We start from the raw sequence: 18850 nt of genomic DNA, 5'->3' as shown, positions 1-18850 counted from the left end.
GCCTAATGTTCGAATCATTATCAAAAATTAATTGATAGACACCAATTTACACTTAATAAAAAAGCGCATGCATTGATGAAATACATACGCTTTATATTGACGAGTCTATCTATTGTCGTCTTAATCTAGTTTGATGCGTAACACATGAAACGGTTTGCTCGCACCTTCTTCACCTTCATTAAGGGCGGGGTTTAGGTGCAGAGAGTTTTGCGTCACGTAGAGGTAACCACCCTGAATTGAGAAGCCATCTGCCCATGACAGTAATTTGTCATCTTGTGCAAACGTCTTGAAGCTCTCACTCGTCACAATGCTCACAGCGTTTTTCTCAACATCGCCGACATAGATATCACCGTTATCAGCAATGATCATGCCGTCACTTGGGCGCTTTTCATTGTAGAACTCGATAGATTGAGCAAGCTCTTTATCTGTCAACTTCTCGTTTGCAAGCGCCCCCGCTGGTAGTCGGAAAATCGCGCTGCCATTCACCGTGCCGAAATATACCCACTCGTTCGCAGCATCAATCGTTACTGGGTTCAGTCCAAGATAAAGCGCATCCGAGCTACCATCTTCACGCTTTGCACCCATCAGTGAACCATCAATAATTACGTCATGCTCTGGTGATAATAGCGCCTTGTAAGACTCAAGAACGCGGCGAGATTTCCCCGTTTCTAAATCCACAACAACAAATGCAGGTGCCGGGTCACCGAACAAGTTACCAAGGCTGGTATCTGCAATGTACATCTGGTTACGTTTGGTATCTAAAGCGAAATCCTGTAGGAAAGAGTTGCCGACAGTGACATCTTTGCTTATCTCGATGCGTTTAAATAGCTTGTTGTTTACTGTATCCCAAGCCACAATCTGCGCTGGCGCTTCAGAACTGCCCATATCCAGAATCCAAACCACACCCTCTTTGGTACTATCAATACCAATAACCGACGAAAGCCCAACTTTGCCAGTCTCCGGACCATTCGCCCAGTCCTCACTTGGGAAAGGCTGAGTTGAACCATCTTTCATCAGTTCAACAACGCGATATTTGGGGCCATCAAGAGGCTGCATTGAAAGGAATATGCGGCCTTGTTCTGTCACAGTGATGTTCCCAGGGCGGGTACCGTTAAGTTCAGCGACAACTTCGATCTCTGCTGCTTGAGCAGTATTAAAGAGGGTTGCTACCGCAATAGCTAAAAGTGATTTTACGTTTTTCATTTCATGCATCCTACTGGGATTCACTTGATTATGGATTGCTATAAATAGCTGATGACCATCTAATGTAACGTTAAGCGATTTGAGTCATCTCATTCAGTGTGAAACTTGCAACACACCCTTCTGTTGCTGCCATATATTCTGCAAGGTGAGTATTACCCATATGAACTTGCCACAGTTCACGAGATACCCAGTTCTCATAGAACATGAAATGTGCTGGGTTTTCGTTGTCTTGATGAAGGTCGTAGTTAATGCACCCCTCTTCCGCCCGAGTGATATCAATCAGCTTCAATAGCTCTGCTTTTACCAGTTCTACTTTATCTTCGTTCGCAACAATATTTGCAACAATATTTGCAACAATAGTCAATTTAGCCATGTTTAATTCCTTTATCCCTCTACTTATTAACGACAACAAAACCAATATAAACAAAATTTTATTAATAAATGATCATCATAAGCACTGGCAATACACACTCAGTGTAGACAATAAAACATCATTGATTATCTAATCATTTTTGAAACAGTGTCTAAAGTGAATTGATAATCATAAACGTCATACATTAGGTCTTGTGTTTGACCGGTTTTGTTTGAATGGAGTTATGATAGGCGAGTTATTGACAATGAAAAACAGGCTCTAATTTGAATTATTATCAAAAATATTTTGAAATTATATTGTTCTGTCGTCATAGCTGCATTATAAATAGAAAGCACTCAGCAATTATTGCTGTCCTTTCCTAACGAAGGTCTTGTCATGCTTTTAGAAGATTTACAGGTTATTTTGAAAGTCGCGGAGTTTCGCAGCATCACCGCCGCCGCAACCGCTTTAGATATGCGCACCGCGACAGCCAGTGCAGCGGTAAAGCGCGTTGAAGCATCATTGGGCGCTGAGCTTTTTGTCCGAACCACTCGCCATTTACGATTGTCCTCTGCTGGAGAGCGTTATTTACCTCAGTGTGAGGAGGCATTAAAAATGCTTGAGCAGGCCAAAATGAATATGCATGAAGAGTTAGGCATTATTGATGGTGAAATTCGTATCGCGTTATCTTCTGATTTGGGGCGCAATCTTATCACCCCTTGGTTAGATGAATTTTTATTGCAGTATCCGAATGTCTCACTGCGATCAAGCATTAGTGATAGCAATATTGATTTCTACCGCGACTCTGTCGACATGGCTCTGCGCTATGGCTCACCAACAGATGCCAATATGTATGGCTTTAAAATCTGTGATGTGCCGAGAGTGCTATGCGCGAGTCCAAGCTATTTAGCAGAGAATCCCGCTCCCACTAAGCCTAATGATCTGCTTGAGCACAATGTACTGTTTTATCAGCTGCATGATGTGTTGCAAAATGAGTGGTTATTAAGCCATGAGGATACAGTTCATAAGGTAAAACTTAAGGGTAATAGGGCTTCGAATGATGGAGATCTGGTTAGACGCTGGTGTGTTGCAGGTAAAGGCGTGGCAATCAAATCTTGCCTTGATATGTCGGATAACCTTCTTAGCGGTCGTGTTGTGAGTATTATGCGGGAGTATAAGCCGACTCCGACTGAGTTGTGGTTGGTTTGTCCGAGCCGTCAGTCCATCACACCAACGGTTCGACTGTTAAGAGATTTATTTAGAGAGAAAACCAACGTGATTCTTGAGGAGTTAGCAAGAAAAGAAGTGATATAAGATACGGCCTATGACTTATAGCGAGGCGATTCCAGAGTACAGCATTTTTATCGCCGTAATGAATAATACACTATAGCTAATTTTATAAATCAGCTCTTGAGATATGATGTTAACCAACCAAACACCGGTTCTCACCCCCAAGAATGCAATAGGTATAAGCACGAGTGATGTCATTAAATTTTGTCTATCAAGCTGTCCCATATAACTGTATGGGACTAACTTAACAAAATTAAGCCCAGCGAAAAATACAACACTGGTGCCTATAAGTTGCTCTTTAGGCAGTTTCTTGGGTAGTAAATACATGCTTGCTGGCGGTCCCCCTGCATGAGCTATCGTACTTGAGAAACCTGATAATAGGTTTAATGCATAGCCTTTGATTCGGTTAGGTGAACTTGATTGCTTCAACAATAACTTTTTCCCCAGAAAAGTCAGCGCCAATCCACCAATCATTAGTTCAACAATGTGTGTCGGAAGACTACCCATGAAATAAGAAGCGGTCATTACTCCTAGCACAGCAAAAGGCATCATGATTTTGAGTTCGGTATAATTGCAATTTTTACGATGATAAAACAGCGCCATTAGATCCATTCCACATAAAAGTGGCAATAAAATCGCAGCGGCTTGGACAGGCGAAATACTCATTGCCATTAATGGCACCGAGAGCATACCCAAGATCCCTCCAACACCGCCTTTTCCCATTCCATAAAAGAACACAGCAGGTATCGCAGCTAGATAGAACCAGATATCAGTAATCATTATTTTCACTACATCGACAGGCAAAAAAAGAAGGCCATAATGGCCTTGCTGACACTACAGTCGTAAAGGTGCTTACGCGATTTGTGTCATCTCATTCAGAGTGAAACTTGCAACACACCCTTCCGTTGCTGTCATGTATTCTACAAGGTGGGTGTTACCCATATGTGCTTGCCATAATTCGCGAGATACCCAGTTTTCGTAAAACATGAAATGTGCAGGGTTTTCATTATCTTGGTAAAGGTCATAGTTAATGCAACCCTCTTCTGCGCGAGTGATATCAATCAGCTTCAGTAGTTCAGCTTTTGCCAGTTCAATTTTATCTTCATTGGCAACGATGTTAGCGACGATAGTGAGCTTGCTCATAGGAATTTCCTGATAATTAACGAATGTAACCGCTTAGGCTACCGTGTTTTGATAGTCGTATAATAGGTGGTGACTGGTGTTGGATAAACAGGGTTATAGCGGATATATTGTCAAATATATTTTGATAATATATCAAAATTTACCTTGTTTTTTACTTACCTTGTTTCACGTAGGATTAGTGAATTGATTTCACTATTAAGATTCGCTATGACACACATTCAGTTTCAACAAGGTCCAATTCGTCCACCCTCTGAAGCAAACAGTTTGCTGATAAGAACAACGCAAGGCTGCCCATGGAATAAATGTAAGTTCTGCACTTTATTTGAAGGGATGGAGTTCGCTATTCGTCCCGTTGAAGATATTAAGCGTGATATCTGGGCGGCAAGAACCTTCTATAAAAACCGACAGTTCAAGAGTTGTTTTTTACAAGATGGTGATTCGTTTGCAATGGAAACGGACGATTTACTGGATGTGCTTAATACACTAAAAGAGGCGTTCCCGGAGCTCACACAAATTAGCTCATATGGCAGAGCTCAAACCATGACTAAAAAGTCTCCAGCCGAGATGCAGGCGATCTGCGATGCAGGGCTAAACATGCTGTATTGCGGTATGGAGTCGGGCTCACTTGAGGTACTCAAGTTGATGAAAAAAGGGATCACCCCTAAGTCAATTTTAAAATCAGCCCAGTATGCGAAGCAAGCCGGTATGAAGATGATGACATTCATCATTCTTGGTTTAGGTGGCAAGGCGTTGTCTGATGACCATGTTGCACAGACTGCTCAGCTATTAAATCAGATTGATCCTGATGAGATTCGAATATTATCGCTAGCAGTTAAACCCGGTACAGGGTTGGATGACATGGTTCAAAACGGCCAGTTTACGCCTCTAACCGAGCGTGAGATGCTTGTAGAGCAATATCAATTGATTAGCCAATTAAATGGTATCAACAGCAATTACGGTAATTATCATGGGATAAACTTGCTGATGGAACTCAATGGACAATTTCCGCATGATAAAGAGGCGTTTTTGCGTACTATTGATCATTTCATGATGATGAACAAAAACGATCAAAATAACTTTATTTTAGGCCGTCGCACCCACCACTATGCAACACTGAATGACATGAACAATACGCTTATGTATGACACGGTGCAGCAACAGCTAATGCGCATAGAGCAGCAAAAACTTGGCGACCTTGAAGATATTTTTTATAGCCTTCGCCAACGCATGATCTGAACCCAAGGAGTCCGAAATGAAGAATTTAAACGACTGGCACATTCAAAATGAGAACCCAAGCCATTGGTCATTTGATAACGGGCTGTTGTCGATGCAAGTGCAAGAGGGCAATATTTTTGGCGCGGGTTCAAGTGACGTGGATAACATTTTCATCTACCCGGTATCTCAACTCAATTATAGCGCAGAAGTAACCATCACCTTAGAGCCAACCTTGCCATTTGAACAAGCTGGTCTAGGCATTTACTGGGACAACGATAATTACATCAAAATTAGTAAAGAAATGTTCATGGGCGAGCCTTCCATTGTGTTTGTTGTAGAGCAAGATGGTCAACCAGAGATCAAACAACTTCGCACATTTGAAGGCACGACAGCGTCAGTTAAGATTGAAAAAAATGATGGTACTATCACTGCGTTCTTGGGATGTAATCAAAAACGCTCTTGGCAAGTCATTGGATCTGCGAAGACATTAAACGGCCAAGCAAAAGGACTTATGCTTTATACCTTTAGTGGTAGTTCAAACACACCTAATTTTGCTAAGTTTAGTGAATTTCAACTAATGAGTTGAGCCAGTCTGGTATATAGTAATTGACTTTTTGTATTAGTTTTATTTTTGAAAAAGTCATGTTAGTCATAGCGCTTAGTGGGATCGAAACACACAATGGGGCAGTTTCGTGTTACATGCCCCAGACAGCACTGCTCTGGACAGAAATCAGCTAGAGCATCTACTTAAATTAGCAATTCATAAATTACTTTTTGTATGGCAAAGTGAGTTTGGGAGAGCTAGCGCTTCGGTTAAGATAGCGCTAGCTAAAAGGATTGCCTCAAGATTAGGCTTTGGCTTGGTGCGCACAACGAGCGTTACGTTAAATTCAATTCTTCATATTAAGCGATATGTTGCGATCTAACATGCAAAGTGTCGTTTTAAGTCTTTGAATTTATGTTGACCATGAAAGATTAAATGGGCTTAAATCGCCGCATAAAAACGGCTTGTTGCTGTATAGAAAGCGTTATGGCGCAGGGCAAAAATCAGCTAAGGGAGTATATGAGCGAGAAAGTAAAAGTAGCCTTGAACTGGCTGAAAATTCTTTTGGAATCGGAGAGTATCGAATACCAAATTGTCGGTGGTTTAGCGGCAACAATTCATGGCGGTAGTCGTGAAATTGCAGATATTGATCTCTATATCCATAACTCAGATGCAAATAAAATACTTGCTCACGTTGCCCCGTATATTTCTAAAGCGCTTGCTCACTACTCGGAATATGGCTGGGATTTAGAGTATTTTCAGCTAGTCTATCAAAATCAAAAAATTGAAATAGGCTTGGCTCTCAATACAAAAATCCAGTCATCGTTGGACGGTTCGTGGCACCAACTGGAAATCGACTTTTCAAAGTCAGTTACCAAAAGCTATCAAGGCATCGAATTACAGGTTATCCCAGTCCACCAATTGGTAGAGTACAAGCGGATATTGGGCAGGGAAGTAGACCTAATTGACATTCAACAACTAGCTTCAAGTTCAGCGCCATAACAATCAATTTAAGAGGGATTCACAACGCTTGGCATTTTTACTTCTACTTCAAATTTAGTGTTTATGGCAGAATGCTTTAGGTGTGGGTGAAGGCGTTGTTCACCCCTTAATTGGGCGTTAGCGGCTAGGCGGGAAATTAAATAACATTATCACTTATATAGTATAGTGTATCAAATATATTATTCGAGGTTCTATCATCGCAAAAGTTATGAAAAATGATGGTTCATGGACAGCTAAACCATCTGGGCTAAAAAAGGGAAACTTAAACGCGTGGCGGCAGATGATGTTTAATGCTCGCCCTGAACCTGAGGTAGACGATATTATTGTTGATACAACTACCTCTGGGGAAATTATTGGATATTTGTGTACCGTAGCTGATGGTTATGACAGTTATTGGAAAAGAGTAGCAAAACCTATAGACATCCCGAAAATGGGTGGTGGTCAACAGCAACAGCAGGGCGGATGGGGTCAACCTCAACTTCAGCAAGGTAATGTGTTCTACACTCAAAGAGCACAACAGCAGCTCGGCGTATCGAAACAGGCTCAATCTCAATACAATGAGCCACCAATGAATTTTGATGACGATATACCGTTTTGATTTGAAGCCGGTATATCGTATGCGTGTACGCAGCTAACAAAGCGTTTAAGACGGATTCCCAACGCTTGGCTTTTTCGGTTTGATTCGGCTTTAGTGTCTACGGCACAATAGTTTAGGTCTGGTGGTAGCGTTGCTCACCACTTAACGCGGCGTTAGGCTTAAAATAACAGTATGTCATCTTTTATGTTTGTTTTATAATCTCGCTACTTTTTACTTTCCAGAGTTGTAGTTCTCGATGAAACAATGGTTGTATGAGAAATCGCTTGCCGTTTTCATTATTACATTAGCAGTTTATATTTTGATTTGGTGCACAGTCTCTTACGTTGGAGTTTATGTGACATATGTTGCGGGACCTATTTTAGTTGTGTCTGGGATTATTTCTTATTGTTGTTCACCCGACGAAAATACGTCTAACTAAGGTAGATTGAGTAATGCCAATGTGCGACGAGTTTCCCGAACTATATTTTCCTGATGAAAATGGAGATTTCGCTTGGGATAAGCCGGGTTGGGGAGATTCTTTTGAAGAGCCTGAAGAGGAGCTAAAAGAGGAATTTAGTGGTGCTTCAAACTACTTCTCTTCTTTGGCGGACGCTAAAGCTTATGCTCTAGCTCACCCTGGAACAACTTTAGTTCGAAACCCACAAGGAGAGGGTTTTGTAGTTAAAGGTACTGTAGCTTCTGAGAAAGTTGTTTATAGACAAAAGCAAGATGCCCATAAACGTTCAGAGAATGAACGTGCAGGTCGACCAAGAAATGCAGGGCTCAGTTGGTACGATCGAGATTTGGCTATATTGTTAAGGCTCCATAGCCAGAGATTAGATATAAAAGAGATAGCGCTCCAACTTGAAAGAAGTCCGTTGTCAATATCTGCCAAATTACTCAATTTAGAGTTGTTGTCGGAGCAAGAACATCAAAGCAATATGACTTTATATTCACAACCAAGATTTTAAGCCTAACAAAGCATTTAAGAGTGATTCGCAACACTTGCCGTGAGTCTTTCTTGTAGCGACCTTACCAACATAAAAAATCACTTTTACTGCATGAGTTTTTTGGGCGTCACATGAGCTGTATTTGGGCAAATTCCGGTTGTCTATGCACGCGAATGTTCTGACCGAAACTCATAATTGGGCATTAGTGTTTAGCCTCCTCACAACGTCATACACCTTCTTTAGTTGAACGAGTTTAAGTCTATTTCATAACGTTCCAGTACTTCTTGAAGCTGAAGCTTTTTCTGACCTGCCGCTACAGCCATAACTTTGGCTGTTACATCCGAAATTTCGCCTTTCGTGATTCCCGCCTTTTTTGCCTGTTTTAGATAATAGTTTGTACATGGCAGGCAATTCATCCCCATGGCTGCGGCCAAACCGACTAATAGTTCAGTCTTAGAGTCTAAGTACTCATTGTCATGAGTTGAACGATAAAATGCGCCATAGGCTTCTTGGTGCTTTCCTAGCATAAAAACCACTCCTTTGTTGTGGCTATATTCGATAAGTTAAACTAATGGTGAATCTATGGCAAGGTTAAAGGAAATGATCTTGAGCTAACTTGGTTTGGGGCAAATACGTGTTACACGTCCAGTCAGCACGGCTCTGGACAATTCCGAGTTAAGATCCATAAGCCACCTCAACTTCTTGCATTACTTCTAGTATCTCAACCATGCTGCCAACCTACATATGGTTGGCCAAAATCGCTTATCCACTACATAGCGAAATCCGCGGTTCTTATTAGAGGCTCTTCTACTTCCTCGAATCCCTTCACGAACATCACTACAGTGAGCATGATTGAGTCATATCGCTCTAGTAGCTTATGCAATGAGACTAAAAAAAACTCAATATGCACTTGACTAGTACATATTCATGATCGATTATATATGTACTAGTCAAGTACATATCAATCACAAGGCACTATGAATATGAACAATCCATTTGCAATAACATTGAGAAGTAAGACTGACCTTTCGCCAGTCACACTCGAGCAGTTACGGATCTCAACTTACTTTGTGAATGCAAACCTGAAAGAGCTGCATGAATCTAACTTAATATCGGGTAATGGCTTACCATTTATCGAAAGCATCGAGTCAAGGAATCTAACTCCGAAGCTGATCCAAGAGATTGAGAGTTCACATACTTGGGTATATGTGCAAGCCCTGTGGACTTATGCAGAAACGGGAGTAATTAGCGAGAACCTAACGAGCTTCCATATGGAAGATGTAATTTCGGCATTAACACAATGGATATGCGCAATTTTGCCAATGTGTGAGTACCAAGGTGAGTACGCTTTAGATCCGGTGCTGAAAGTAGTTATTAAAGCTTTGGCACGAATGAAACTTGAGTTTGGTGTCGATTTTGAGAGTGGTGGTGACGTTGAAGCAATCCCATCAATTCAAGGTGAACTCATAACCCTTTCTTCTGGTTGGTGGAGCCAAGTTGCTTTAAAGCACCTAACTGTGCTTGAACTCGCTCTATTAGCTGGCATCAAGAACATCAATACTGTGCGTAATGCGCAATATGTCAAAGAGAAGCCATTAGAAGTCATCAAAGAAGATGGTGGTGTTTTTATTAGTGTCGAAGTTGCCCGTGAGTGGCTCGCTGGTCGTCGAGGCTTTGTCGCTTTGAAGTCGTAACCTCAAATTTAATTTATCTACTCTATTGCTACTGTAAGGAGATAGGCATGGTGGAACATACGAAACATTCATTAGAGCGCTGTCATCAACGTGGTTTTGACCCACTGTTGGCTCACATTATTAACGCGATGGGAATCGTCACACGCTCAGATTCCGGAGGCGATACGATCGAATTGTCTAAACGGGAAAAGAAAGATTTAGTGAAGCGCTTAAAACGATTAGTTAGAGCTTGTGAGGGAAACCCTTACATCGTTTGTTCCAATGACGGCCATGTAATCACCGTGGCACACCATTACTAAAATAGGCTAGATATGAAAAAGACAACTTTACATAACCTAAGCAGTGAAGTAAGACACTGCAACCCAGAGTCACCATTCGAATCAGCACTTGAACTGTACCGAGATAGTAAGGTAAATGTGCACTATGCTCCATTCGAGCATATTAACCGTAAAGCCAAGATTGTACTTTGTGGTATTACCCCAGGTAAAACACAAGCTATCGAGGCTCTGAGCATCGCCAAAACGCACTTGATCAGTGGCAGCTCAATCGAGCTAGCACAGGAAAAAGCGAAAGCTGCAGCAAGCTTTAAAGGCTTAAGAGATCGGCTGGTAGAAATGCTTGATCTTGTTGGTCTAAATATGCGATTAGGTATTGATAGTAGCGCAGATTTGTTTGGTGCGAAATCTGACATCGTGCACTATACCAGTGCTCTGCGCTACCCAGTAACCCGAGATAATGGTGATAACTATAACGGGGCTCCTAAACTGGAGAGCATAGATTATCTAGTATCGATGTTAGACACTTACTTAGCCGAAGAAATCAGAGCTGTTGGTCCGGACTGTCTTTGGTTACCGCTTGGAAAGCAAGCTGATGAAGCACTGCGCTATATGGTCAAGACTGGGCATTTAAAGGACGCTCAACTTCTGTCAGGGTTGCCACACCCAAGCGGGAGTAATCAAGAACGAATTAAATACTTTCTTGGTAAAAAAGCGAAAGCAGAGCTAAGTAGAAAGGTAAACCCAGACAAAATGGATGCTAACAAGGCGGCATTAATTGCAAAAGTCCGGGCCGCATAGTCATCATTTGTGTGATTCATAGACATCCTTTCAACTATACTGGGTGTCTATGGACAGAGAAATCCAACAAAGACTACAGTGGGTAAAAATGTATGAGGAATGTGGTGACGCAGGTCTCGTATGTCGACGCTGTGGTATTTCCAGACCAACATTACGCAAGTGGGCTAAGCGATATAAGAAGTGTGGAATAGCTGGCCTGGAAAGTCAGAGCAGACGACCTCATTCATCTCCAGTTACTAAAGTCACTGATGAGCTAAGAGCATTGATCCTTACGATGCGTGAGAAACGCAATTTAGGGGCGCGGCGTTTACAAACGGAATTAATCCGACTTCACCAAATACACTTAAGCACCGCGACACTCCATAAAGTTTTATCTGAAGCGTCAGTCAAACCCATTGTAACTTACCGACGCAAAAAAGATTTCCAAAGATATGAGCGCCCAATTCCTGGTGATAGAGTCCAGATGGACACCTGTAAAATAGCACCTGGAATTTATCAGTACACAGCTATTGATGACTGCTCTCGCTATCGGGTTCTGAGGTGCTACTCACGGCGCACAGCAGCAAATACAGTCGATTTTATTGATTGTGTCGTGGAAGAGATGCCATTTCCTATCCAGCGTATTCAGACGGACAGAGGGCGTGAATTCTTTGCTGAGAAAGTCCAGAAAAAACTCATGATTTATGGAATCAAGTTTCGCCCAAATAAACCTGGCTCACCTCACTTGAATGGCAAAGTTGAACGCTCTCAGAAAACAGATAAAAGTGAGTTCTATCCGACCATAGATGTCTCCGTGGGGCTGGAAGAGCTGGATCTGTTACTAGCTGAATGGCAACACTACTACAACTGGGAACGCCCCCACAGCTCGTTAAATGGGCTAACCCCGATAGACAGGATTACTGAGATATCTGATCAAACTCCTTTGTCTGAAGAGGTATCTCAGCACTACCAGATCGAGAAAGAGCGGTTTCAAGAGCAGAATTACAAGCTTGATCTTCAGCTAAGAAAATTGAAACCATCTCTATGAATCACACACATCATTACTTCCCCCTTGACTTAAAAGGCCTCGCCATCTTTCGGACCAATGAACCGTATGAGTTTATTCCGGAAAGTAAATGATTTGATGTGCGGGGCTTAAGGCATATAGCATCACATAGGGGTTAGGTTTTGCTTTTGACAAGCATTACGTTTGGTAAGGTAAACGCTTGTTAATAGAGTGTGAGTGATTATTTAGTCTATATGATTTTGGGGCAAAAGTTGCTTAGACTTTTTACTTTAATCAGGAAAGCGTGGATAACTTTAGGAATGGGTAAGTCGCTTCGCGAAGTGTCCAGCTGTGGGCACAGGTCATCGTTTTTTATATCAACACAGCGGTCTTACTAAAACCAGGAGACGCGATAACCGTCGAGTTACCCGTATCTTTAACGGTTTGGTTTTGTTCTTGTGTGAGCTTAGTCATGATCGCCTCCAAGATATTTTTCGTTATCTTCGAGTAAGTTTTGCAACTCTAGAAAAGTATAGTAGTGACGCATAATTGTGTGGTTAATTTCATTAACCTGCTTAATGATCAAAGCTAGAAACTGAGATTGTTGCTCATTGAGGTGCATGCGACCTTTTTGAAATTCATTATCAAAATAGCTTCGACTTGTCTTATCCCAAATCACATCTTGGCGAATTGGAAATTTTTTTCCCGACACCTGTAGTACTGTTCGCGCTCTGACCAGCTTAATCGAAACGGGATCGTCCATCTTACGAACAGTTGCAGGGTTATGCAGATTACGATGCCCCAAAGTTAGCGGTGTAAAAGAATTCGAATATTCATTTCTAAAAGCTCGCGTCACACGAGGATGCTTCAAAAAATAATCGTATAACGCTTTCCTCTTAGTCTCGATAAACGCTAAACACATTGCGTTATTCATCTCTATGGAAGTGAAGGAATGAAACGAGAAAGTTCCTTTCACGATTTCTAAACTCGCAACCATTAGTAAGAAGTATCTTGATTTGAGGAACGCCATTTTCTGCTCAGTCATTGCCCTGACTAACAATGGGGCATTTGTGACTTAGAATAAAACACCAAAAAGTCCAGTTTCAGATTGCTTTCTATAAACCAAAGTGTCAAAGAACCACTTTTCGACTGACATAATTGGATTACTGTTCATGTGATTCGTTTGATGTTTGTGACCAAATAATCTATCAAAAGACGTACTCGATTCGGCAAGTATTTTTGGGATGAATAGTAGACCCAAATGGTGATCGGTTCCCCCCAATACCGCTCAAGAATAGGTTGAATCGTGCCATCTTGGCGTTCTTTTTTAAACATCCAACTGCCCAGCATGGCAATACCTGCACCGGCAACTGTGGCTTTTTGTGCCGCGGCGAAGTTATTCATAATCAGTCTACCTTGCGGTTCATACAGTTTGGCAACGTTACCTTCTTTGAGCCGCCAATGGTGCAAGCGCCCTGTTGTTAACGAACGAACAGGTAAACATCGGTGCTGAGCTAACGCCTCAATATTATTGGGAATGCCATAGGTGCCTAAATAAGATGACGCCGCATAAATACCAATATTCTGTGTAATAAGCGGGCGAGCAATCAAACGCGAATCTTGGTTAATCGCAGTGCCAATACCGAGATCAAACCCATGCTCAACTAAGTCGACATTGCGATCATCAAAATGGAGATCGCAAGTGATCTCTGGATATCGCTGCATAAACTCCAACACCAACGGCAAAATATGTTCTTGACCGATAGAACTGGCAGGTAGGTTGATTTTGATGGCTCCATTGGGATTTTTTGCTTTATCGGAAAGCTGTTCAATTGTGCTTTGGATCGAAGCCATTGAGGGCGTGAGTTCATCGGCGAGTTGCTGACCAATTTGGGTTAGGCTCAATGAGTGGGAAGAGCGGAAAAATAGTTTTACTTGCCATTCTTCTTCGAGCTTGGTGATCGCTTTGCTTACTGCGGGGGCGGAGACACCAATCGCTCTTGCTGCCTTGGCGAAACTGCCGTGCTTCGCGACTTGGATAAAGACCGGCAACTGAGATGGAAGTGATTTCATTAACTTTTACTCATCTTTAAAGTAACCTAAAGCAATCTACAGGTTTGTGAAAATTTGTTCAATACTGTGGTTATTACACAGTGATAGGACAGCAAGAGCGAGTTGCAAGGTTTCGATGGCAAAACGCCACGAGCACTTGCGCAAGAATATCACTATCCTGAGATCATCAAAGTATTGGAGAAAAATAATGAATGTCCTTGTTGTTTACTGGCATCCAGAGCCAAAAAGTTTTAACGGCGCAATGTTTCGCACTGCGGTAGAAACGCTAAAAGCAGCAGGACATAGCGTTAAAACCTCAGACCTACATACGATGAATTTTGACCCTGTATCTGGCCGCCATAACTTTACCACTACAAATGATTCTGAGTTTTTCAAACAGCAACTGGAGGAAATGTACGCCACTGATCATGATGGCTTTGCCCCCGAAATTGAAGCGGAAATCCAGAAATTGGAATGGTGTGATCTCCTCATCATCCAGTTCCCTCTTTGGTGGTTTGGCATGCCAGCTATGCTCAAAGGCTGGGTAGACCGTGTGCTAGCAATGGGGCGAACTTATGGAGGTGGTCGTTTCTATGAAAATGGTGTCTATAAAGGCAAAAAAGCCATGGTCAGTATCACCATGGGTGGACCGGAAGAAATGTACCTGAAAGGTGGATGGAATGGCGATTTGGATGCCATTTTACGTCCTATTCATCGCGGTATTTTCGAGTTCAACGGTTTTTCAGTATTAGCACCACAAAAAGTGTTTGGTCCGGCGAGAAAATCCGAAGAAGAGCGTGTGTCTGAACTAGAAAGTTACGCCCAACGTTTACAACATATTTTTGAAGAGTCTGCCATTGAGATTGGGCAGTATTGAGATAGTGATGAAGAAAGGTAAAGCGTGGCACCTCCTCGCAGCGTGGGGAGTAATGCCACATAACATTGATGCAATTTTGCCTGAGAATAATGAGGCGGAGTTGCAACAACGTAAACAGTATATTCTCGCGATTAATGAGTGCTTAAAGCTACTTTATCGTAATGGCAAAGAACAAAAAGCCTTTATGCATCACCCAAGCAAGGTCGTTCTTCTTGATGGCAGAAAACCGATTGAGACTATCACCTCGGGCAAAATTGATGATTTAGCGTTAGTACATCGAAGTATCCGGAGTATGGTGTGTATTTAACACAGAAATTTGGATTGTCGCTTAAACATCGACATCATGCCTGAGTTTTTACATTCATTCACAGCGGGATGAACGGAGGTGATAGCAGAGTTTTATCGCGGGGCGACTAGTTAGACGTCGTTAAGCCACGTATCGTTGACCCCATCTTTGTCATGCCCAAAAAACCAACTATTCGCATCGAGGAGCCGATGAGCTCAAATCAGCTTATCGATTTCTCAAACAGCATTGGCTGAAGTTATCTTGGAACAGCCACACGTCAACATCGAGATTGTTGCTCATTATGGCCTGATCCCAAAAGATCTGATTCGATTTGGTTTTAAACAACCTTTCGATGACCCAGCTCAAGCAGTTATCGCTAAGTTTGCCGCAGTGTTTGAGGCGTATTTCGCTAAAAGAAAGATGTCAAAAAGTAATCCGCTATTTAAAGTTATTTTAGGCACTGGATCTGACCAGCAAAAAGCCAAGGCTATAGTATGTGACAATAAAATCTAACCATTTGCCATTCTTAGCTTCACTTTGCTCGACTTTCACTTCACTATTCCGTTAACAGTTAAGAAACAATCATTAAATTGATAAACTCAGCCAAGCAAATAATGCCAATGATAAAGGATTCTAAGCATGTCATTATCTGACCAACAGAAACAAGATAAACACAAACAACGCCAACAGAAAGTGAAAGATAATGTTGACCAAAAGATCGCTCAAGCACAGATAGAAAAAGGCTTGCTGCTGGTTATCACTGGCAACGGAAAAGGCAAATCGACCTCTGGCTTTGGCACGGTCGCACGAGCGGTGGGGCATGGGAAAAAATGCGCGGTGGCTCAATTTATCAAAGGCACTTGGGACAATGGAGAACGCAACCTGCTAGAAAAGTTAGGCGTTGAATTTCATGTTATGGCGACGGGCTTTACTTGGGAAACTCAAGACAAATCAGCAGATACAGCGGCAGCACAACAAGTGTGGCAACAATGCCTAAAGCTGTTGCAAGACGAAACCTTGGACGTGATTCTCTTCGACGAGTTAACCTACATGGTCAGCTACGGCTATATTGAGTTAGAGGAAGTGATAGCGGCTTTAGAAGCAAGACCCGCTATGCAATCGGTGATAATCACAGGGCGCGGCGCACACCGTCGCCTAATCGAACTCGCAGATACGGTGTCAGAAGTCAAAAACATCAAACATGCTTTTGAATCCGGCGTTAAAGCACTTAAAGGCGTCGACTGGTAGAGACTCCTTCCTTATCATCCTAAAAAAGTCGGCCTAAAAAGGGTTGAGCCTATGGACTCAACCCTTTTGGTTTAATGACTAGTCATCGTTATTAGTAGCCTTAGTTATTAGTAGCCTTAGCTATTAATAACCATAATTATCATGCGTATTGGTTAACTCATAGAACGTTGCCTTGGCATAGTCGTCGTCATCACAAGTCGTGACGTTTCTAATCCGCTGCACTGACTCATTTGCATCTGCTGCACTAAGCACCTGTCTTCTCATTGTTCTCTGTACGATGACTTAGATAGGCTTGCCAACTCGATGCACCCATAAGCCCTGCAATAGCCACAAAAACAGGGAAAAAGCCGACTAATACTGTTAGGGCACCACAAGTTGTCGTCCCTAACATTCCGGAGAAATTTCCCGACATAAGGCGCAGCCCTGATGCCTCTCCGGCTCTCTCTGCTCCCACTTTTGTAAGGATAAGATTTTGAATATTGGGATGCCACAAACCAGCTAAAAGACCAAACGCAAGACTCAATGCACATAACATTATTATGTTTCCAGCAATGGGTAGTAGAAAAAACACTGCCGCGGCCAAACCATAAGAGATACTGAGTGTTTTTAATTCATTACATTTACGTGATAACCAAGGCATAAGCAATCGCACTACTAGTGTACCAGCGGAAAAAAAAGACAGCATCAACCCTATATTTGTCGCTGAATAACCTTGGTTAACACCTAACACTGGTATCATGAATGAAAAACAGTCCCACGCAAAATACGTTGCCATCGACAAGAAATATATCTTCATCAGCGATCTGTTTTTGACAACCTCTTGAATAATTCCCGTGCGCTTTACTTTGTCACTTGGTTGTTTTTTTTCGGGAATGTTCGCATAAAACGACCCCACAAGACCAAGGAAAACGATTCCAGCTAAACAGATATACACGGTTGTAAAGTTATTATTATCAATAATTAAACCGACTAATATTGGTCCTGTTACTGCTGAAACGGATGTCCCCATTTGCAACCACGCAAACATTCCTGTTCTATCAGATTCTTTTTCCACTTTCATCAATGAAACACTGGTTTGAGCAGATAAGATATAGCCTCCAAACCCTAGTCCGCTAAATGCTGCGCAGACCAAAACTGAACTAACAGACAAATAGAATGCAGGTATAAGCAACCCCATCACGATGACAAGTAGACTTATACGCATAACTAACTTAGGACCAACATGATCAACCCATCTGCCTATATGCAAAGACAAAAGCGCTGGCATAAGACCATATAGTCCATAAGTTAAACCTGCTATTACTTCTGAATTTCCTCCCTGAAGAACGAATAGAGAAGAAACGACGCGCCCACCAGACAAAGTCGCATGCGCAAGCAAAGATAGAATAACAATAGGGACAATTTGTGGATTTATTTGTGCTATAAAGCGTCTAAAACTAATCATATATTTACCAAGATAACATTACCAAATTAGAACAAGATAATAGATTATTCCATGGTCAACCAAAATCTGGCAATTTTTCTTGAACCTGTAAATCCTTCCCTTCCATGAACTAAGTGTCGATTATCAATAATAACTAAGTCACCAGATTTTAGCTTTATAGATTCTTTTATTTTACATAGCTCTAAGTTTAATTTATCTAAAGCACTCTCAAAAACTTTATCATTATCTAACCTCTTAACATAAGCATAACTGTAGCGCAATACATCATCTTTCATTATACTACTTTTAACTCCAAACCCTGGTGCATTATAGAATATCGCAGGATCAGTCTTAAAATATAAATCTTTATTAATAAGAGTTTCAATTTGACTCTCATCCAATATTGACAGTGCATCTACAAAGTTAGAATAAAACGTCTCACCGTCTTTATAGTTATCTTCTATACAATAGAGCGCAATATGTGTTGGTACTATATTATAGTCATAACCATCATTATGAAACCCTACTTTATTCGTAGTCTGAGAAGCAAAGTTTGCTTCGGTTTTCTCCCTTGACTCAATATAATGTACATCTTCACCTGTATACTGAGGAACGAAAGTAAAGCGTTCTTTTAAATATTGTATGCATTCATCTTCGGTAGTAAAATTACTTCTCATTATAAACATAAATTATTAACACCCATAGATATGATAATCATTACATTACTTTATAAATATAAAATTAACGCTTCACACATTAATATAAAGAATGTACAAGATATAATTCGACTCTCACTATAATGAAAATAACAATTGAGTGGAAATGATATTAACGTATAATAATTATACAAAACACTTATAACCAACTTTAAAAATAATCATTACACAACTAAAGCGACTTTCGTCCCATTATTGATGAATATTCTGTTGACTG

Annotated in this window: 22 protein-coding genes and 1 pseudogene; 14 read left to right on the top strand and 9 right to left on the bottom strand. The window is 41.4% G+C overall.

The features are described from left to right. Window positions 1–120: 120 nt before the first annotated feature. Window positions 121–1203: a major royal jelly family protein gene (locus L9Q39_RS04860; protein ID WP_237483989.1), complete on the bottom strand. Its 1083-nt coding sequence runs from the start codon at window positions 1201–1203 to the stop codon at window positions 121–123. Window positions 1204–1273: 70 nt separating this feature from the next. Further along, window positions 1274–1576, bottom strand: a complete 303-nt coding sequence (locus L9Q39_RS04855) for a putative quinol monooxygenase (protein WP_237483988.1) — start codon at window positions 1574–1576, stop codon at window positions 1274–1276. A gap of 375 nt (window positions 1577–1951) precedes the next feature. Here L9Q39_RS04855 and L9Q39_RS04850 point away from each other — a divergent pair, with 375 nt between their 5' ends. Further along, entirely contained in the window at window positions 1952–2869 is a 918-nt protein-coding gene (locus L9Q39_RS04850; protein WP_237483987.1) for a LysR family transcriptional regulator, read from the top strand. Window positions 2870–2884: 15 nt separating this feature from the next. On the opposite strand, the gene L9Q39_RS04845 is transcribed toward L9Q39_RS04850, so the two are convergent. Both L9Q39_RS04845 and L9Q39_RS04840 read right to left on the bottom strand, forming a co-directional pair. Beyond that, entirely contained in the window at window positions 2885–3625 is a 741-nt protein-coding gene (locus tag L9Q39_RS04845) for a sulfite exporter TauE/SafE family protein (protein ID WP_237483986.1), read from the bottom strand. A gap of 72 nt (window positions 3626–3697) precedes the next feature. After that, window positions 3698–3988 carry a putative quinol monooxygenase gene (locus L9Q39_RS04840; RefSeq protein WP_237483985.1) on the bottom strand — a complete coding sequence of 97 codons (291 nt, stop codon included), beginning with the start codon at window positions 3986–3988 and terminating at the stop codon, window positions 3698–3700. A gap of 207 nt (window positions 3989–4195) precedes the next feature. On the opposite strand from L9Q39_RS04840, the gene L9Q39_RS04835 reads away from it, so the two are divergent. From L9Q39_RS04835 to L9Q39_RS04815, 5 genes and pseudogenes are all read left to right on the top strand, one after another. Further along, window positions 4196–5224, top strand: a complete 1029-nt coding sequence (locus L9Q39_RS04835) for a radical SAM protein (protein WP_237483984.1) — start codon at window positions 4196–4198, stop codon at window positions 5222–5224. A gap of 16 nt (window positions 5225–5240) precedes the next feature. Then, on the top strand, window positions 5241–5789 hold the full coding sequence (locus L9Q39_RS04830) for a beta-xylosidase family glycoside hydrolase (protein WP_237483983.1): 549 nt from the start codon (window positions 5241–5243) through the stop codon (window positions 5787–5789). 477 nt (window positions 5790–6266) lie between these two features. After that, window positions 6267–6749, top strand: coding sequence for a putative signal transducing protein (locus L9Q39_RS04825; protein WP_237485503.1), 483 nt, complete (start codon window positions 6267–6269; stop codon window positions 6747–6749). Between the two features lie 424 nt (window positions 6750–7173). Further along, a pseudogene (locus L9Q39_RS04820) lies at window positions 7174–7347 on the top strand (single-stranded DNA-binding protein); the annotation flags it as partial. A gap of 431 nt (window positions 7348–7778) precedes the next feature. After that, a complete protein-coding gene (locus L9Q39_RS04815) occupies window positions 7779–8297 on the top strand; it encodes a hypothetical protein (protein ID WP_143692592.1) in 519 nt (172 codons plus the stop codon). Window positions 8298–8515: 218 nt separating this feature from the next. On the opposite strand, the gene L9Q39_RS04810 is transcribed toward L9Q39_RS04815, so the two are convergent. Beyond that, window positions 8516–8803 carry a carboxymuconolactone decarboxylase family protein gene (locus tag L9Q39_RS04810; protein WP_237483982.1) on the bottom strand — a complete coding sequence of 96 codons (288 nt, stop codon included), beginning with the start codon at window positions 8801–8803 and terminating at the stop codon, window positions 8516–8518. Between the two features lie 456 nt (window positions 8804–9259). Between L9Q39_RS04810 and L9Q39_RS04805 the strand changes: the two genes are divergently transcribed. The 4 genes from L9Q39_RS04805 to L9Q39_RS04790 are packed head-to-tail and all read left to right on the top strand — an operon-like array spanning window position 9260 to window position 12073. Next, entirely contained in the window at window positions 9260–9970 is a 711-nt protein-coding gene (locus L9Q39_RS04805) for a hypothetical protein (protein ID WP_237483981.1), read from the top strand. Window positions 9971–10017: 47 nt separating this feature from the next. Further along, window positions 10018–10269 (top strand): hypothetical protein, encoded by a 252-nt coding sequence (locus tag L9Q39_RS04800; RefSeq protein WP_237483980.1) that lies wholly within the window; start codon window positions 10018–10020, stop codon window positions 10267–10269. A 12-nt stretch (window positions 10270–10281) separates the two neighbouring features. Further along, entirely contained in the window at window positions 10282–11046 is a 765-nt protein-coding gene (locus L9Q39_RS04795) for a hypothetical protein (RefSeq protein ID WP_237483979.1), read from the top strand. Between the two features lie 49 nt (window positions 11047–11095). After that, window positions 11096–12073, top strand: a complete 978-nt coding sequence (locus L9Q39_RS04790) for an IS481 family transposase (protein ID WP_237483978.1) — start codon at window positions 11096–11098, stop codon at window positions 12071–12073. A gap of 424 nt (window positions 12074–12497) precedes the next feature. Here L9Q39_RS04790 and L9Q39_RS04785 read toward each other — a convergent pair whose 3' ends face one another. Then, window positions 12498–13076, bottom strand: a complete 579-nt coding sequence (locus L9Q39_RS04785; RefSeq protein ID WP_237483977.1) for a hypothetical protein — start codon at window positions 13074–13076, stop codon at window positions 12498–12500. Window positions 13077–13201: 125 nt separating this feature from the next. After that, the gene (locus tag L9Q39_RS04780; RefSeq protein ID WP_237483976.1) at window positions 13202–14104 is read right to left on the bottom strand and encodes a LysR family transcriptional regulator; all 903 of its coding nucleotides are present in this window, start codon (window positions 14102–14104) and stop codon (window positions 13202–13204) included. 187 nt (window positions 14105–14291) lie between these two features. Between L9Q39_RS04780 and L9Q39_RS04775 the strand changes: the two genes are divergently transcribed. The 4 genes from L9Q39_RS04775 to cobO all read left to right on the top strand — a co-directional run bounded on the left by L9Q39_RS04775 (window position 14292) and on the right by cobO (window position 16494). After that, on the top strand, window positions 14292–14960 hold the full coding sequence (locus tag L9Q39_RS04775) for an NAD(P)H-dependent oxidoreductase (RefSeq protein ID WP_237483975.1): 669 nt from the start codon (window positions 14292–14294) through the stop codon (window positions 14958–14960). Between the two features lie 7 nt (window positions 14961–14967). Beyond that, window positions 14968–15267 carry a hypothetical protein gene (locus tag L9Q39_RS04770; protein WP_237483974.1) on the top strand — a complete coding sequence of 100 codons (300 nt, stop codon included), beginning with the start codon at window positions 14968–14970 and terminating at the stop codon, window positions 15265–15267. A gap of 240 nt (window positions 15268–15507) precedes the next feature. After that, window positions 15508–15759, top strand: coding sequence for a hypothetical protein (locus L9Q39_RS04765; RefSeq protein WP_237483973.1), 252 nt, complete (start codon window positions 15508–15510; stop codon window positions 15757–15759). A 126-nt stretch (window positions 15760–15885) separates the two neighbouring features. Then, window positions 15886–16494, top strand: coding sequence for a cob(I)yrinic acid a,c-diamide adenosyltransferase (gene cobO / locus L9Q39_RS04760; RefSeq protein WP_237483972.1), 609 nt, complete (start codon window positions 15886–15888; stop codon window positions 16492–16494). A 244-nt stretch (window positions 16495–16738) separates the two neighbouring features. On the opposite strand, the gene L9Q39_RS04755 is transcribed toward cobO, so the two are convergent. Both L9Q39_RS04755 and L9Q39_RS04750 read right to left on the bottom strand, forming a co-directional pair. Further along, window positions 16739–17938, bottom strand: a complete 1200-nt coding sequence (locus L9Q39_RS04755) for an MFS transporter (protein ID WP_237483971.1) — start codon at window positions 17936–17938, stop codon at window positions 16739–16741. Between the two features lie 44 nt (window positions 17939–17982). Beyond that, window positions 17983–18603 carry a TauD/TfdA family dioxygenase gene (locus L9Q39_RS04750; RefSeq protein WP_237483970.1) on the bottom strand — a complete coding sequence of 207 codons (621 nt, stop codon included), beginning with the start codon at window positions 18601–18603 and terminating at the stop codon, window positions 17983–17985. Window positions 18604–18850 lie beyond the last annotated feature (247 nt).

The sequence above is a fragment of the Vibrio hippocampi genome (assembly GCF_921292975.1).
GTDB classification, from domain to species: Bacteria; Pseudomonadota; Gammaproteobacteria; order Enterobacterales; family Vibrionaceae; genus Vibrio; species Vibrio hippocampi.
This window is presented reverse-complemented; position numbering and strand designations above follow the sequence as displayed.

Excerpts from the sequence above, each read along its gene's own strand:
- L9Q39_RS04860 (WP_237483989.1), bottom strand. The coding sequence starts at position 1,203 with ATGAAAAACGTAAAATCACTTTTAGCTATTGCGGTAGCAACCCTCTTT.
- L9Q39_RS04855 (WP_237483988.1), bottom strand. The coding sequence starts at position 1,576 with ATGGCTAAATTGACTATTGTTGCAAATATTGTTGCAAATATTGTTGCG.
- L9Q39_RS04850 (WP_237483987.1), top strand. The coding sequence starts at position 1,952 with ATGCTTTTAGAAGATTTACAGGTTATTTTGAAAGTCGCGGAGTTTCGC.
- L9Q39_RS04845 (WP_237483986.1), bottom strand. The coding sequence starts at position 3,625 with ATGATTACTGATATCTGGTTCTATCTAGCTGCGATACCTGCTGTGTTC.
- L9Q39_RS04840 (WP_237483985.1), bottom strand. The coding sequence starts at position 3,988 with ATGAGCAAGCTCACTATCGTCGCTAACATCGTTGCCAATGAAGATAAA.
- L9Q39_RS04835 (WP_237483984.1), top strand. The coding sequence starts at position 4,196 with ATGACACACATTCAGTTTCAACAAGGTCCAATTCGTCCACCCTCTGAA.
- L9Q39_RS04830 (WP_237483983.1), top strand. The coding sequence starts at position 5,241 with ATGAAGAATTTAAACGACTGGCACATTCAAAATGAGAACCCAAGCCAT.
- L9Q39_RS04825 (WP_237485503.1), top strand. The coding sequence starts at position 6,267 with ATGAGCGAGAAAGTAAAAGTAGCCTTGAACTGGCTGAAAATTCTTTTG.
- L9Q39_RS04815 (WP_143692592.1), top strand. The coding sequence starts at position 7,779 with ATGCCAATGTGCGACGAGTTTCCCGAACTATATTTTCCTGATGAAAAT.
- L9Q39_RS04810 (WP_237483982.1), bottom strand. The coding sequence starts at position 8,803 with ATGCTAGGAAAGCACCAAGAAGCCTATGGCGCATTTTATCGTTCAACT.
- L9Q39_RS04805 (WP_237483981.1), top strand. The coding sequence starts at position 9,260 with ATGAACAATCCATTTGCAATAACATTGAGAAGTAAGACTGACCTTTCG.
- L9Q39_RS04800 (WP_237483980.1), top strand. The coding sequence starts at position 10,018 with ATGGTGGAACATACGAAACATTCATTAGAGCGCTGTCATCAACGTGGT.
- L9Q39_RS04795 (WP_237483979.1), top strand. The coding sequence starts at position 10,282 with ATGAAAAAGACAACTTTACATAACCTAAGCAGTGAAGTAAGACACTGC.
- L9Q39_RS04790 (WP_237483978.1), top strand. The coding sequence starts at position 11,096 with ATGGACAGAGAAATCCAACAAAGACTACAGTGGGTAAAAATGTATGAG.
- L9Q39_RS04785 (WP_237483977.1), bottom strand. The coding sequence starts at position 13,076 with ATGACTGAGCAGAAAATGGCGTTCCTCAAATCAAGATACTTCTTACTA.
- L9Q39_RS04780 (WP_237483976.1), bottom strand. The coding sequence starts at position 14,104 with ATGAAATCACTTCCATCTCAGTTGCCGGTCTTTATCCAAGTCGCGAAG.
- L9Q39_RS04775 (WP_237483975.1), top strand. The coding sequence starts at position 14,292 with ATGAATGTCCTTGTTGTTTACTGGCATCCAGAGCCAAAAAGTTTTAAC.
- L9Q39_RS04770 (WP_237483974.1), top strand. The coding sequence starts at position 14,968 with ATGAAGAAAGGTAAAGCGTGGCACCTCCTCGCAGCGTGGGGAGTAATG.
- cobO (WP_237483972.1), top strand. The coding sequence starts at position 15,886 with ATGTCATTATCTGACCAACAGAAACAAGATAAACACAAACAACGCCAA.
- L9Q39_RS04755 (WP_237483971.1), bottom strand. The coding sequence starts at position 17,938 with ATGATTAGTTTTAGACGCTTTATAGCACAAATAAATCCACAAATTGTC.
- L9Q39_RS04750 (WP_237483970.1), bottom strand. The coding sequence starts at position 18,603 with ATGTTTATAATGAGAAGTAATTTTACTACCGAAGATGAATGCATACAA.